This is a genomic window from Halosolutus halophilus (genome assembly GCF_022869805.1).
GTDB classification, from domain to species: Archaea; Halobacteriota; Halobacteria; order Halobacteriales; family Natrialbaceae; genus Halosolutus; species Halosolutus halophilus.
This window is the reverse complement of sequence record NZ_CP094974.1, coordinates 3,886,208-3,900,011: the sequence shown is the minus strand read 5'-3', so window position 1 is coordinate 3,900,011 and position 13,804 is coordinate 3,886,208. Positions and strand designations below refer to the sequence as shown.

Annotated in this window: 15 protein-coding genes; 7 read left to right on the top strand and 8 right to left on the bottom strand. The window is 66.8% G+C overall.

Features of this window, described 5'->3' with window-relative positions:
* On the top strand, window positions 1-1,341 hold the full coding sequence (locus MUG98_RS19205) for a TIGR00341 family protein (protein ID WP_265109030.1): 1,341 nt from the start codon (window positions 1-3) through the stop codon (window positions 1,339-1,341).
* Between the two features lie 28 nt (window positions 1,342-1,369).
* On the opposite strand, the gene MUG98_RS19200 is transcribed toward MUG98_RS19205, so the two are convergent.
* On the bottom strand, window positions 1,370-2,767 hold the full coding sequence (locus MUG98_RS19200; protein WP_265109029.1) for an FAD-binding oxidoreductase: 1,398 nt from the start codon (window positions 2,765-2,767) through the stop codon (window positions 1,370-1,372).
* 219 nt (window positions 2,768-2,986) lie between these two features.
* Here MUG98_RS19200 and MUG98_RS19195 point away from each other — a divergent pair, with 219 nt between their 5' ends.
* From MUG98_RS19195 to MUG98_RS19185, 3 genes are all read left to right on the top strand, one after another.
* Window positions 2,987-4,420 carry an FAD-binding oxidoreductase gene (locus tag MUG98_RS19195; protein WP_265109028.1) on the top strand — a complete coding sequence of 478 codons (1,434 nt, stop codon included), beginning with the start codon at window positions 2,987-2,989 and terminating at the stop codon, window positions 4,418-4,420.
* Window positions 4,420-4,884 carry an ester cyclase gene (locus MUG98_RS19190; RefSeq protein ID WP_265109027.1) on the top strand — a complete coding sequence of 155 codons (465 nt, stop codon included), beginning with the start codon at window positions 4,420-4,422 and terminating at the stop codon, window positions 4,882-4,884. The genes MUG98_RS19195 and MUG98_RS19190 overlap by 1 nt, the downstream gene beginning before the upstream one ends.
* 213 nt (window positions 4,885-5,097) lie before the next feature.
* A complete protein-coding gene (locus MUG98_RS19185; protein ID WP_265109026.1) occupies window positions 5,098-5,502 on the top strand; it encodes a carboxymuconolactone decarboxylase family protein in 405 nt (134 codons plus the stop codon).
* A 195-nt stretch (window positions 5,503-5,697) separates the two neighbouring features.
* Here the strand turns inward: MUG98_RS19185 and MUG98_RS19180 are convergent, their stop codons facing one another.
* Window positions 5,698-5,871 carry a hypothetical protein gene (locus tag MUG98_RS19180; RefSeq protein WP_265109025.1) on the bottom strand — a complete coding sequence of 58 codons (174 nt, stop codon included), beginning with the start codon at window positions 5,869-5,871 and terminating at the stop codon, window positions 5,698-5,700.
* A gap of 182 nt (window positions 5,872-6,053) precedes the next feature.
* A complete protein-coding gene (locus MUG98_RS19175) occupies window positions 6,054-7,139 on the bottom strand; it encodes a geranylgeranyl reductase family protein (RefSeq protein ID WP_265109024.1) in 1,086 nt (361 codons plus the stop codon).
* 147 nt (window positions 7,140-7,286) lie between these two features.
* Here MUG98_RS19175 and MUG98_RS19170 point away from each other — a divergent pair, with 147 nt between their 5' ends.
* From MUG98_RS19170 to MUG98_RS19160, 3 genes are all read left to right on the top strand, one after another.
* A complete protein-coding gene (locus MUG98_RS19170) occupies window positions 7,287-8,114 on the top strand; it encodes a cyclase family protein (RefSeq protein WP_265109023.1) in 828 nt (275 codons plus the stop codon).
* Window positions 8,111-9,106, top strand: a complete 996-nt coding sequence (locus MUG98_RS19165; RefSeq protein ID WP_265109022.1) for a fumarylacetoacetate hydrolase family protein — start codon at window positions 8,111-8,113, stop codon at window positions 9,104-9,106. The genes MUG98_RS19170 and MUG98_RS19165 overlap by 4 nt, the downstream gene beginning before the upstream one ends.
* An 83-nt stretch (window positions 9,107-9,189) precedes the next feature.
* Window positions 9,190-10,584: a cryptochrome/photolyase family protein gene (locus MUG98_RS19160; RefSeq protein ID WP_265109021.1), complete on the top strand. Its 1,395-nt coding sequence runs from the start codon at window positions 9,190-9,192 to the stop codon at window positions 10,582-10,584.
* A 21-nt stretch (window positions 10,585-10,605) separates the two neighbouring features.
* Here the strand turns inward: MUG98_RS19160 and MUG98_RS19155 are convergent, their stop codons facing one another.
* The 5 genes from MUG98_RS19155 to MUG98_RS19135 are packed head-to-tail and all read right to left on the bottom strand — an operon-like array spanning window position 10,606 to window position 13,594.
* The gene (locus tag MUG98_RS19155) at window positions 10,606-11,178 is read right to left on the bottom strand and encodes a GTP-dependent dephospho-CoA kinase family protein (protein WP_265109020.1); all 573 of its coding nucleotides are present in this window, start codon (window positions 11,176-11,178) and stop codon (window positions 10,606-10,608) included.
* 2 nt (window positions 11,179-11,180) lie between these two features.
* Window positions 11,181-11,378, bottom strand: a complete 198-nt coding sequence (gene spt4, locus MUG98_RS19150) for a transcription elongation factor subunit Spt4 (protein ID WP_250140677.1) — start codon at window positions 11,376-11,378, stop codon at window positions 11,181-11,183.
* Between the two features lie 2 nt (window positions 11,379-11,380).
* The gene (locus tag MUG98_RS19145; RefSeq protein ID WP_265109019.1) at window positions 11,381-11,950 is read right to left on the bottom strand and encodes a DNA-directed RNA polymerase; all 570 of its coding nucleotides are present in this window, start codon (window positions 11,948-11,950) and stop codon (window positions 11,381-11,383) included.
* Window positions 11,951-12,337, bottom strand: coding sequence for a type II toxin-antitoxin system VapC family toxin (locus MUG98_RS19140; protein WP_265109018.1), 387 nt, complete (start codon window positions 12,335-12,337; stop codon window positions 11,951-11,953).
* Window positions 12,338-12,364: 27 nt separating this feature from the next.
* Window positions 12,365-13,594 carry a translation initiation factor IF-2 subunit gamma gene (locus MUG98_RS19135; RefSeq protein WP_265109017.1) on the bottom strand — a complete coding sequence of 410 codons (1,230 nt, stop codon included), beginning with the start codon at window positions 13,592-13,594 and terminating at the stop codon, window positions 12,365-12,367.
* Window positions 13,595-13,804 lie beyond the last annotated feature (210 nt).

Below are 13,804 nucleotides of genomic sequence, written 5' to 3'. Positions count from 1 at the left end.
ATGCGCTACCTGGAGATTACGGTCCCGAAGGGGAAGCGACCGGCCGTGCTCGACATCCTCGAGGACGAGGGGATCGACTACGTCGTCAGCGACGAGACCAGCGGCAGGGGATACGCCGCGGTCGTCCGGTTTCCGGTCCCGACGCAGGCCGTCGAACCGCTTCTCGATCGCCTGAAGCGGGTCGGCATCGGCGACGAGGCCAGCGTCGTCGTGATCGACGCCGAGACGGTCATCTCCGAACAGTTCGCGACGCTCCGGGACCAGTACACGCACGGCAGTCAGGCGGGCGCGCGCACCTCCAGACAGGTGCTTCGCACGAAAGCCGACGAACTCACGCCGCCCTTCGCGATCTACGCGGTCATGCTGCTCATCAGTGCCGTCGTCGCGACGTCGGGACTGCTGGCCGACTCGCCCGCGGTCGTGATCGGCGCGATGGTCATCGCGCCGCTTCTCGGCCCCGCGCTCGCCGCTAGCGTCGGGATCGTCACCGGCGACGATCGACTCAAGTTGACCGGCTTTTCCTACCAGGTCGTCGGCGTGATGATGGTCATCCTCGCCTCGATCGGTCTCGCCGCGCTCGCCCGCCTCGCGGGACTCGAACCTGGGGGGGTCGACATCGTCGTCGCCACTGAACTCCAGGAACGGGTCGCACCCAATCTGTTCTCGCTCGCGGTGGCACTCGGTGCCGGGATCGCCGGGATCCTGAGCCTCACGAGAGGGTTTTCGGAGGCCATCGTCGGCGTCATGATCGCCGCGGCGCTGATCCCGCCGTCGGCCGCGGTCGGGATCACGGTCGCCTGGGGCATGTACGGCGCGGCGATCGGCGCGGGCGTACTCGTCATCGTGAACGTCCTGTCGATCAACCTCGCCGCGCTGGCCACGCTGTGGATCGCCGGCTATCGGCCGCAGGGGCTGTTCGAGGTGTCGCCGACCCGGACGCCGACGTACACCTACGCGGCGATCTTCGGGATTGGGCTGCTGGTGCTCACCGCTCCGCTCGCCAGCGTCACCCTGCTGGATTTCCACACGACCGAACTCCAGTCGGCAGCCGAGGACGAGGCCGAGACGGTACTCGCGGAACCGGCGTACGGCGACCGCGAGGTCGACGAGGTCGAGGTCGAACTCGACGGCGACTACCCGATCCAGTCGGTCGATCGGATCGTCATCACGGTGACCGGGCAGGACCCCGGACCGGAGCCGGGGCTCGCCGATCGGCTTCACGAGGAGATCAGGCCCCACAGCGACGAGCCGCTGGTCGTCGAGGTTCAGTACATCGTCGCCGAACGGCGCGGTAGTAGTGATGACGCCGATCGGCAGCTCGTTTCGGATCTCGAACAGTGACGCCGCAAACGAGCCGTGAAAAACGGAGTTACGCCGCCGGCTCGACGTTCTGGTTCATCCGGAACAGGTTCTCCGGATCGTATTCCGTCTTCAGTTCGACCAGCCGATCGTGGTTCGCTCCGTAGGCGAGGTTCTCTTCGCCCTCGCGCTCGCTGATGAAGTTCACGTAGACGCCGCCGGTCGCGTACGGGGCCATGGCGTCGAAGAACTCCCGGGACCAGGCGATACACCGATCGTCGTCCGCGGGATCCTCCCAGCGCGTGTGGACGTTCATCCCGTATTCCGCGTCGCGGTGGGGAAACGCCGTCGCGTCCGCCGGGACCCGTCCCATCGCGCCGCCGATCTGCCCGAAGAAGATCTCGGACTGCGGTGACGGGAGGTCTCGTGCGTACTCGATCACGGTATCGATGGCGTCGTCCGAGACCGTACTGAAGTTGTGTGACTTCCAGTAGTTCCGTGCACCCGGTTCGAGCAGTGGATCGAACGCTTGCTGGAACGCCGCGTAGTCGTGTGGTCCGACGGTATCGGCGATCGGATCGCCGTACTCCCGGATCGGAGCGAGCACGTCCTCGCCGTCCGCCATATCACCGGCGTAGAAGGGGACCACGACGAGGACGTCCTCCCCGTGGACGTCCTCCGGAAGGAACGGGAGCGGTGGTGCCTTGCGCAGGACCATCCAGACGGTCGACTCGTCCGGTGCCGCCTCGTTGAAGTCCCGCACGTGCCGGATGACGTCCGGCGCGTCCGCGCCGTGGTAGACGACCATCCCGGCGAGTACCTCCGGTCCGACCTCGTGGAGGTCGAACTCGAACGACGTGACGACGCCGAAGTTGCCGCCGCCGCCGCGGATCCCCCAGAACAGGTCCGCGTTCTCGTCCTCGCTCGCGTGTCGCAGTTCGCCGTCCGCAGTCACGACGTCGACGCTTCGCAGGTTGTCCACGCTCATCCCGTACCTGCGAGTGAGCCAGCCGAACCCGCCGCCGAGCGTGAGCCCCGCCACGCCGGTCGTGGAGTTGATTCCGAGCGGGGTCGCCAGACCGAACGCCTGGGTCTCGTGATCGAAATCGGCGAGCGTCGCTCCCGGTCCGACGCGGGCCGTCCGTGCGTCCGGGTCGACACGAACCTCCGTCATCGCCGAGAGATCGAGCATCAGACCGTCGTCACAGACCGCGTTTCCGGCGATGTTGTGGCCGCCGCCGCAAATCGCGAGGAGCTGGTCGTGTTCGCGTGCGAAGTTCACCGTCCCGATCACGTCCGACACCCCCATCGCGCGAACGATGAGTGCCGGCGATCGATCGATCATGCCGTTCCAGATCGATCGCGCCTCGTCGTAGTCTGGATCCCCTGGCTGGAGCAGGTCGCCGTGAAGCCCCTCGCCGAAGCCGCGTATTGCACCGTCGTCTACGGGCGTAGTAGTTACTGCCATGTCGCTCACACTCCGTAGGTCACGCGGGGGGATATAGTTTCACATAACCAATAATTAAGATATGATCCGAACCGTGAAACACCCGAAATTCGTCCTCTCGGGCCGGGATTCGAGGTCGGGAACCGGCTCGCGGCGCGTCACCGCCCGGTCATATCCGCGTCGTAGATCGTCGTGTAAATCGTATAACCCCTTTATTCTCGTCGACGGCGTACCTGGTTCATGGCATCGGTAGGCAAATCACCAGGTGAGAAGGCGCTCGCCTCCCTCCCGGGCGGGGCCGTTCGATCGTTCGAAGCCGACTTCTTCGGCGACGTGGTTCTCCCGGCGGACCCGGAGTACGAAGAGGTTCGACGGATCTGGAACGGCATGATCGATCGGTATCCGGCGATCGTCGCCCGCTGTGACGGCACCGCGGACGTCGTCGCGGCGGTGAACTTCGCCCGCGAACACGACCTGCCGCTCGCGGTCCGCGGCGGCGGCCACAACGTGGCGGGAACGGCCATCTGCGACGGTGGCATCGTCGTCGACCTCTCCGCGATGAACGGCGTGCGCGTCGACCGCGAGAAACAAACGGTCCGCGTCGAGGGCGGCGCGACCCTGGGCGACGTCGATCGCGAGACGCAGTTGTTCGGTCTCGCGACGCCCCTCGGGGCCGTCTCGGAGACCGGCGTCGCCGGACTGACGCTCAACGGCGGCTACGGCCACCTGACCCGGCAGTACGGCCTGGCGCTGGACAACCTGCGGAGCGTCGACGTCGTGACCGCGGACGGCCGGGTCCGGACCGCCAGCGCCGATCGGAACGCGGACCTCTTCTGGGGGATCCGCGGCGGTGGCGGGGCGCTCGGGGTGGTCACCTCCTTCGAGTTCGACCTCCACGAGGTCGGCCCCGAGGTGTACGCCTTCTTCGAGTGGTTCCACGGCGACGACACGGCAGCGCTGATGGAGCGCTACCTCGAGTGGACCGCGGACGCGCCGCGCGAGGCCGGCGTGCTCGCGTTCACCGCACACGTCCCCGACCTGGAGGAGTTCCCCGAGGAGTCGTGGGGCGAACCCGCCATGGCGATGCTCGGATCCTACCGCGGTGACCTCGCGGACGCCGACGACGTGTTTCGCCCGCTCCGGGATGGCGCGACGCCGATCGCCGACCTCAGCGGGCCGATGGACTACGCCGACCTGCAGTCGATGCTCGACGAGGACTACCCCGACGGACTGCGCTACTACTGGAAGTCCATCTTCCTGACCAAGGTCTCCGACGAGGTCGTCGACCTGATGCGTCGGTACACCGAGTCGGCCCCGTCGGCGCTCTCGACGGTCGACCTCTGGCATCTCGGCGGGGCGGTCGCGGAGGTGCCCCGGGATGCGACCGCGTTCTGGCACCGCGACAAGCCGTACATGCTCACCTTCGAGGCGAACTGGGAGGAACCGGCCGACGACGAGGCGAACGTGGCCTGGGGCCGCGACGGGATCGCGGACGCCTCGGACCTGCCGGTCGCGTCGGGGAGCTACGGCAACTTCCCGGGCATGAACGAAGATCCCGCGAAACGGCGCTTCGGCGACAACTACGAGCGACTGGTCGACCTGAAGACCGAGTACGACCCGGAGAACCTGTTCGGCGGGAACGGGAGCGTCGCCCCTCGGACTGCCGTCGACTGATGGGACGGCGTTCGTCGGTTGACGCTAGTAACTCGCCACCGTCGCAGACGGCCGCTCGGAACGAACGACTCGTCCGGGACCACTTCGCGGCAGTGTGGAACGACGGCGACCTCGGGCCGTTCGACACCGACGCGGTGAGCGACGACTACGTGTTCCACCACCAGTCGGACGACGACTACTCGGTCGACGAACTGCGGGGGGCCTGGGCGAACTGGCACGAGGCGTTTCCGGACCTCGGAAACGAAATCGAGGACCTGATCGCGACCGCGAACAGGGTCGTCGTTCGCTACCGGTTTTCCGGAACTCACGGGGCGGAGGCCATGGGCGTCCAGGCGACGGGGATCGCAGCCGAAACTGCTGGTATCGTCGTCTTCAGGGTCGAAGAGGGGCAGATTCTCGAGGCCTGGGCGATCGACGACACGTACGGACTCTTGCAGCAACTCGGTGCCATCACGGACGGCTGACGGAGAACTCGCGACCGTGTCTTGACTGCCGAGCGATACGCTCCCGATGCGTGTGCGTGGTCACCGGACCACACGGACGTTCCGAGCAGACACTCCGTTGCACCGGACGACGAGTTTGCAGCGTCTGCACGAACGGCACTGGTTGTCAGAAAGTCACTAGATACCTATCTTACCCTGACAATTGTACCGGTTCTCTGTGGAGGCACACCCGATATGGTATCAGAGCGAACACGACAGGAGATCGAACAGTCTCTTGGGCAGGTCCCAAGCTGGATAGAGATCCTTGCAGAGCCAGCGAGCGACCACAGTTGGGGGCTCTTTCGAGATCTTCAGCTCGGGGAGACCGAACTGTCCGAACGGGAGAAAGGGCTCATCGGAGTCGCTGTCGCATCCGCCATCAGCTGCCCTTACTGCACCTACTTCCACAAAGAGGAAGCGCGGATGGCGGACGTCACGGAGGACGAACTCGAAGAAGCTGTCAACCTTGCCTGTGCTACCCGGTACTTCTCGACGCTGCTCCACGGGAACGAGGTCGACGTAGACGACTTCGTCGACGAAACGTCCGAGATCGTCGACTACATCGAAGAGCAAGAGAGTGCCCCAGCAGACGACGACTGAATCGATCGTCTTCCGCAGTCGTTTTTCGCTCGCATCGGACGGAGACGAACTGCGAACCGGATCAGGGGTGAGCCGTGCTTCCAGCCGGTCCTCGCTACGACGAGCCACGAACGCTCCGTAGAACCTGTTCCGGGCGATCGAATCGATTCTCCCCGCGTCGGCAGAACGAGGCCGCGGTCGTGTGGCGGGAGCCGATCAGAGCTGGGTCGCCTCGACAGCGGCGAGCCCGTCGTTCTGCTCGACTTCCCAGACCCGCAGGACGAGGTGGGCCTTGCAGTAGTACTCGACCGTTCTGTTGCCGGTTTCGAGGTTCCTGAGGACGAGCTGGCAGTGCTCGTCACCCGAGCAGTCTGGGGAGAGTTCACACATGGTCGATACTCTCTCTACTGCGCTCGCCGATAAGTCTCTGTTGGTGGTCGAGATCGGTAGCGTCCGTCTCCGCCCGCCGTGGGATCCCTACGGGCCGTTTTCCGCCCGATCCCCGAAATTGCCGGTTTCGGTGCGCTTCCGCGTCGAACGCGGATTCGACCCGCCCCTCCCGACGTGGCACGTCAGGCCCGCGAGAGTAACGCTTTCAGGTGCTCCGTCGAGAACAGCGAGGTCGGCCGGTCCATGTGGACGCCGATCTCGCCCGAGAGGGTCCCGAGCCCGACGCGCTGGACCGGCTCCGGGAACGAGTACGCCCGCCGGAGCCAGTGGCCCAGTTCCATCTCGCGCTTCAGGTCGTCGCGCCACGCGTGTTCGTAGGCCGCGAGCGTCGTCGGCCGATCGGGGTCGATCTGCCGGGCGGCGTGGTCGGCGCTGGTCATGCCGTAGAGGATGCCGCCGCCGGTGAACGGTTTGGTCTGGGCGGCCGCGTCGCCGATCAGGAAGCCCCGCCGGGTCGTCACCCGATCGGGCGGGCCGATCGGGATCGCGCCCGAGCAGCGATGGGCAACGTCGATTTCGTAGCCGTCGATCAACTCCTCGAAGTGCTTGGTCACCTCGACGCCGGGCGGCGCGGCCAGCCCGTACTCGACGCCGGCCTCGCCGCGGGGGATGCGCCACGCGAAGAAGGTCGGGGCGGTGAGGTGGACGTCGACGAAGTCCTGGTGGTCGTTCTCCTCCGAGAACGCCAGCACGCCGTGGAGGAGTTCGCCGGGCTCCGAAAGGCCGAGCGCGTCCCGGACCCGCGAGCGGGCCCCGTCGCAGCCGGCGACCATCTTCGCCTCGTGCGTGACGGTGCCGTCCGGCCCGCTGGCGACGACCTCGACCCGATCGCGGTGTTCCGTCACCTCGGTGACGGTGCGTTCCTCGCGGACGTCCGCGCCCGCCTCGCGCGCGAGGTCGGCGAGGTGGCGGTCCAGTCCGACCCGATCGATGACGTTCGAGGCGACCTCGCGCTTGTAGAACGGGTAGGCGTCGCTGTGGGGGCCGCCGACGTGGAACCGCGCGCCGTAGATCTCGTTCTGGAACAGCTCCGCGCGGGCTCCCTCGCCGGTGAAGTTCCAGACGTCCGTACTGACGTGTCCGGAGCAGGCGAGCGGCGTGCCGACGGTTCCCTTCTCCAGGGCGAGCACGTCGTACCCGTCTTCGGCGGCCCGGCGGGAGAACCGCGCGCCGGCGGGGCCGACGCCCACGACCACGAAGTCGTACATATCTGGCCACTTTCTCCCGGCAGGTAAATATACTGCGGAGGGTCGCGACGCGTGATCGGGACGGCCGATCGGCCTCGGAGAGCACCCGCAAGCGTCCGGGACGGGCCCACGACTACAACTATGTGGGCGGCGCTGGTCCCCACAACTATGTGTGGCTCGGTAGCAGACACCGACCTGATCGACCTGAGTATCGGTCTCGAGGATGGCGTCGACAGCGAGCCGTTCCCGCCGAGCGTCGACGCCTTCGATCACGAGACCGGCGCGGAGCGACTCGCGGCCACGCTCCAGGAGCAAGGCTACGACGTGGCGGCCTCCGATTTCCCGGACGGGATGGGACTGGCGTGGGAGACGGTTCACGCGATCCCCCACGCGGGCACCCACCTCGACGCGCCGTGGCACTACGGGCCCGCCGTCGACGGCGAACCGGCGAAGACGATCGACGAGATCCCCCTCGAGTGGTGTCGCGGGAACGCGGTCGTCCTCGATTTCCGGTGGAAAGCGGCCGGCGACGAGATTTCGGTCGCGGATCTCGAGGACGCGCTCGCGGAACTGGGCCACGACCTCTCGGCCGGCGAGATCGTCCTGATTCAGACCGGTGCCGACGAGTTGTGGGGGACCGCCGAGTACCTGACGGAGTTTCCCGGCATGAGCGCGGCCGGCACGAAGTTCCTCGTCGAGCAGGGCGTCCGGGTCATCGGGACCGACGCCTACGGCTTCGACAAACCGTTCACGTCGATGGGCGAGCGTTACGAGGAGTCGGGCGACGAGGCCGAACTCTGGCCGGCCCACCTCGCCGGCCGCGAGGTCGAGTACTGCCAGATCGAGAAGATGGCCAACCTCGACGCGCTCCCCCGGCGGACCGACGTCCCGATCGTCGCCGTCCCGATCGCGATCGAGGGTGCCAGCGCGGGCTGGGTGCGGCCGGTGGCGATGCTCGACGGCGATGGCGGTGCCGGCGGAGGTGACGCGGCGTGAAACTCGCCACCTTCGAGGTCGAGACGGCGATCGGTCCCGTCGAGCGCATCGGGGCGGTCGACGCGTCGAGCGAGGACGCGGCCACTGCCGCGGGCGAGGCCACCCTGATCGACCTGACGGCGGCCTACGGCGCGGCCCTGGCGGCCGAGGGCGAACCCGCTCCGGCCGATCTCGCGCGGGCGCACGTTCCCCCGGAGATGATAGCCTTCCTCGAGCGCGGCGAACGGGCGATCGACGACGCCCGGGCGGCCCTGGCGTACGCGGCCGAGACCGACGCCGAACGAGGGCCCGGCGGTGCGCGGCTCCGGTACGACCCCGGCGAATACGACCTGCTCGCGCCGCTGCCGCGGCCGAACACGCTGCGGGACTTCATGGCGATCGAGGAACACGTCGAGAACAGCCTCGGCGGCGAGATCCCGGACGTCTGGTACGAGCTACCGGTCTGTTACAAGGGGAATCCGGACAGCGTCGTCGCGCCCGGCGAGACGGTCCAGTGGCCCGACTACTCACAGATTATGGACTACGAACTCGAAATTGCAGCCGTGATCGGGAAACGCGGCCGCGATATCGACGCCGCGGACGCCGAGGCGTACATCGCTGGCTACACAGTCTTCAACGATTTCAGCGCCCGCGACATCCAGGGCCGGGAGATGGAGGGGCGGCTGGGTCCGGCCAAGGGGAAGGACTTCGCGAACGGACTGGGCCCGTATTTCGTCCCACGTGAAGACATCGACGCGCTCGAGGACCCGATGACCGCCCGCATCGACGGCGAAGTCTGGTCGGAGGGCACAGTCGACGAGATGTACCACTCCTTCGCCGAGATCATCGAACACGTCTCCCAGTCCGAGACCCTGTATCCCGGCGACGTCATCGGCAGCGGAACCGTTGGCGAGGGCTGTGGCCTCGAACTCGGGCGGTGGCTCGAGGACGGCGATACGATCGAACTCGAGGTCGAGGGAATCGGCGTGCTCGAGCACACGGTCGTCGAGTGAGGTCGGCTACGACCGCCGGAACGGATGCGGGCCAGCGCTTCCGGTGTCCGAGGGGCTTACACCGTCGCGTCGCTAGGGAGGGCATGATCCTGTACTGGCACCGGCGCGATCGCCGCACGATCGACAACCGCGGACTGGCCGCCGCGATCGACGCCGCCGACACCCCCGTCCTTCCCGTCTACGTCTTCGATCCGGCCGTGACCGCTGAACTCGGCGATCGCAAGCGCGCGTTCGTCGATCGGACCGTCCGGGCGCTGCGCGAGCGCTATCGCGACCTCGGGAGCGACCTCGTCGTCCGATCGGGCCCCGCAGCCGAGGTACTGCCTGACCTCTGTGCCGAGTACGATATCGATCGCGTCGTCACGACCGCGTGTTACGACCCGAACCGACGAGCCCAGTCGACGGCGGTCGAGGCCGCGATCGACGTGCCGCTGGAATCGCGCGTCGATACGGTGCTCGTCGATCCCGGGACGCTCGCGCCCTCCTACCCAACCCACAGTCAGTTCCACAACGACTGGCAGACACGACCCAAACCGGCACCCGCCGAAGCGCCTGCGGCCACCGACCTCGCCGACGTCACCGACTCGGACCCGATTCCGATCGCCGCCACCGATATCGAGCTTCCGGAACCGGGCTACGGCGCCGCCCGCGAGCGACTCGACGCGTTCTGCGAGTCTGGAATTTACAGCTACGGCGACACCCGTGACGATCTCGCACTCGCCGTCGAAGCCCCGTCCGGCGCCGTCTCTCGACTCTCGCCGTATCTCGCCGCCGGCGCGATCGGCATCCGGGAGGTCTGGGACGCCGCCACCGACGTTCTGGAATCGGTCGATGGGAACGATCGATCGAACGTCGAGAAGTACGCTTACGAACTCTCCTGGCGGGAGGCGAACTATCATCTGCTGTACTACAACCCTGACCTCGCGAGCGAGAACTACAATGAGATCCCCAACGAAATCGCCTGGCGAAACGACGACGCCGAGTTCGCGGCCTGGACCCGCGGCGAGACGGGGTACCCGCTCGTCGACGCGGGGATGCGCCAGCTCGAAGCTGAGGGGTACGTCCACAACCGACCCCGGCAGGTCGTTGCGAGCTTCCTGACCAAACACCTCCTGATCGACTGGCGACGCGGCGCGGCGCACTTTCGCGATCGGCTCGTCGATCACGATCCGGCCACGAACGCCGGCAGCTGGCAGTGGATCGCCTCGACGGGGACGGACTCGGTCGACGTACGGATCTTCGATCCGGTGGCCCAGCTCGCGACGTACGATCCGGAGGCGGCGTTCGTTCGGGAGTACGTCCCCGAACTCGCCGCCCCGTCGATTCCGGCCGAACGGATCGTCGAGTGGCCCACGCTTCCGGCTGCGATTCGAACCGATCTCGCTCCCGACTACGCGGCTCCGATCGTCGATCGAGACGCGGCGTACGAACGGGCCCGGCGGGTCTTCGAGACGGCGCTCGGAAAACGGGGTGAGTGAGACGATGGTGTCCGACGGGGGTCAGTCCCGCTCGAGCAGTTCCCACAGCCGATCGGCGTCGCCCTCGAACCGATCGAGCAGCGCGCGTATCTCGGCGCGGTGATCGTCGGTGACCGCGACGTGGACCATTCCCTCGTCGGGCTGGCCGTAGACGACGCTCGCGCCCTCGGGGGCGGCGACGATCGCGGGGAGGACGACGAGGTCCTCTTCGCCCTCGACGAGGATCGTGGTCGGTTCCCCGCGTGCGAGTCCCTCGTTGAGGGCCCGGACGACGTCCTCGGAGATTTCGGCGGGCGGGTTCACGGCCTCTATGTGGGTCGACTCGGTGACGGTCTCGCGGATCTCCTCGTCGACGGCCGACCGCTTCGTCCGCTCGTCGACGAGCGCCACGTCCGGCGGCCGGCCGGCCTGGAGGAAGTGGTAGGTGACGACGTCCCCGACGGTGATCAGCGGCCCGTCGATCGCCTCGAGAAGCACGTCGGCGTCGGTCTCGATCGGGCCCAGCGGCTCCTTGAGTTCGTGCCGGAGGTCGTCGGGCAGGATCAGTAGCTGGTCGTCCGTTTCGGACGCCTCGCTGGAGTCGTCGCGAGTCACGTCTACCGGACCTTCAGCGCGTAGGCTCCCGGTTCGTCGACCTGCATCTCGGATGCGATCTCGCTGTCCTCGGGGTGGGCGATGACGACGTATCCCGCCCAGTCCTCGGTCAGCGACGAGGAACCACAGCTCTCACAGGAGTCGGCGTCCGCGTTGTTGACCCGGTGACACTCTCGACAGACGAGACGATCGGATGCCATCGTTATTCACCTGCGGTCGCTTCGCGCTTTTCGTATTCTTCCTCGAGCCAGCCGTGCTTGCCGAGGCCGGGCTGTTTCGCGGTGAGCCCGATCTTCGAGTCGCGGGGATTGCGCTCGTCGATGCTCTTGGTGACGATTCGCGCCCGGACGGCGTCGTCGACGCCGAGGGTGCGGTTGGATTCGTTCGAGGCGAGTTGCTGGTTCTCGCCGTCGAACGCGAGGTACTCGTCGCTGATCTGGGAGACGTGAAGCAAGCCGTCGACGGGGCCGATCCCGACGAACGCACCGAACTCGACGACCTCGACGATCGTCCCGTCGACGACCTCCTGCATCTGCGGGTCGAAGGTCACTGCGTCGAACTCGGCCTCGTAGTAGACGCCCGGCCGGTTCGGGAGTACCGTTCCCTCCCCGATGTCGTGGACCTCGGTGACGGAGACGACGCTGCCCACCTCTTCGTCCATGCGTCCTTCCAGTTTGTCCTGCAGCAGTCGCTTCACGAGATCCGGCGAGACGTCGCCGAGTTCCTCCGGCGGTACTTCTACCGTGTCTTTCAGCCTAACCCGTTTGTACATCTATGGTTGAGTGATCGCCAATTTGTTTCTCCCGCGTAATGCAATTACCGGTATACTCGCCTCGAGCACCCGGTCGCGCAGCGGGCGATCGTTCGTGACGACGTAGTCGACGTTGCCCTCGCGGGCGAGTTCGACCAGTGCGTCGTCGGCGTACGATGCTTCCGTGTCGACCACGAGACAGCGTTCGGTCGCCAGATCGTGTCCGACGTTCGCGGCCGTCCCCTCCGTTCCCCCCTTCTCGGAGAGACGTCGGAGTTCTTCGACGACCGGCTGTGGCGTCGTGGGCTCGTAGTCGTCGACGAGCCGATCGAGTTCGTCGAACAGCCGAACGTCGAGTTCGACCGGCATCATCAGGGCACTCGTATCGAGGGCGACCCGCGTACGCATACTCGTTCGTTCTCGCCTCGTAAACCGCTATCCCTGCAACGTTCCCAGCCCGATCAACCGCCACCGGGCGCCGATGCGGCGGTTGATCGCGATCTTCGCGCCCGGTTCGGCACAGACTGGCCGCTTGAGGTTGACCTCGCACTCGCCCTCGCGAGCGCTGGTCACGGCACCGACGGTCGTCGACGTCCCGACGGTCATCATCAGGGGTTCGCCGGTGCTGATCTCGTCGATCTCGCCGCCGTCGGTCCCGACGACGCGATCGAGGAGGTCGACGTCCATGGTGAACCCGTCCCACGTCTGGGGTAGCGTCCCCGGCGGCCCGGCCAGTCGCCCGGCCAGCGCGTCGCCTTTCGTCAGGGCGGGATCGAGTCCCGTCCCGACGCCGAGCAGTCCGCCCGGCGTGACGGTGTCGGCGTTCTTTCCGCCGGCTTGGAGCGATCGGATCGTCGTCTCGATCGGAACGTACTCGGTCTGGCCGCCCTCCTCGACTTCGCGGCCGGGGCGGATCTCGATTTCGTCGTCGACCTCGAGTTCGCCCTGGACGAGACTGCCGCCGAGGACGCCGCCGGCGAGGTCGTCGGCGGTCGTACCCGGCTTGTTGATGTCGAAACTGCGGGCGACGTGCATCCGGGGGTCGGCGTCCGGATCCCGATCGGGCGTGGGGATCTCCTCTTCGATCGCCCCGATCAGCAGGTCGAGGTTGACCTCCTGGCCTGCCGAAACCGGCACGACGGGAGCGTCTTCGGCGACGGTCCCCTCGACGAACGCCTGTATCTCCTCGTAGTTCTGCCGTGCCTGGTCGGTGCTGACGAGGTCGACTTTGTTCTGGGCGATGACGATGTTCTCGATCCCGATGATGTCGAGTGCCATCAGATGCTCCTCGGTCTGGGGCTGTGGGACGGGTTCGTTCGCGCTGACGACCAGCACGGCCCCGTCCATCAGCGAGGCCCCAGAGAGCATCGTCGCCATCAGGGTCTCGTGCCCCGGGGCGTCGACGAACGAGACGGTCCGCAGCGGCTCGCTTTCCGAGCCGTCCGGACACTCCTCCTCGACGGTGTAACACCCGGGCTCCTCGACGCTCTCGCAGTAGCGGAACGTCGCGTCGGCGTAGCCGAGTCTGATGGAGATACCGCGTTTCATCTCCTCGCTGTGCTGGTCCGTCCACGAGCCGCTGAGGGCTTGCACCAGCGTCGTCTTGCCGTGATCGACGTGACCGACGAGCCCGATGTTCACCTCCGGTTGTCCATTTCCTACCATAAGACGGTGAGTAATCTTGGGAGTAGCTATCCCCGTGCGCCTGATAAAGGTTGCGAGCTACACCTGCGTCTTCGGGCATCCCGATCGATCGGGACGCTTCGCCGGCTTCGAGTTTGTCGACCAGCGCGGCGACCTGCCGCTCTCGTACGGATCTCGCGAGTCTCGATCGACGATCGCGTCCGCGAGGTCAGTGGACTCCGGCTGTACGTC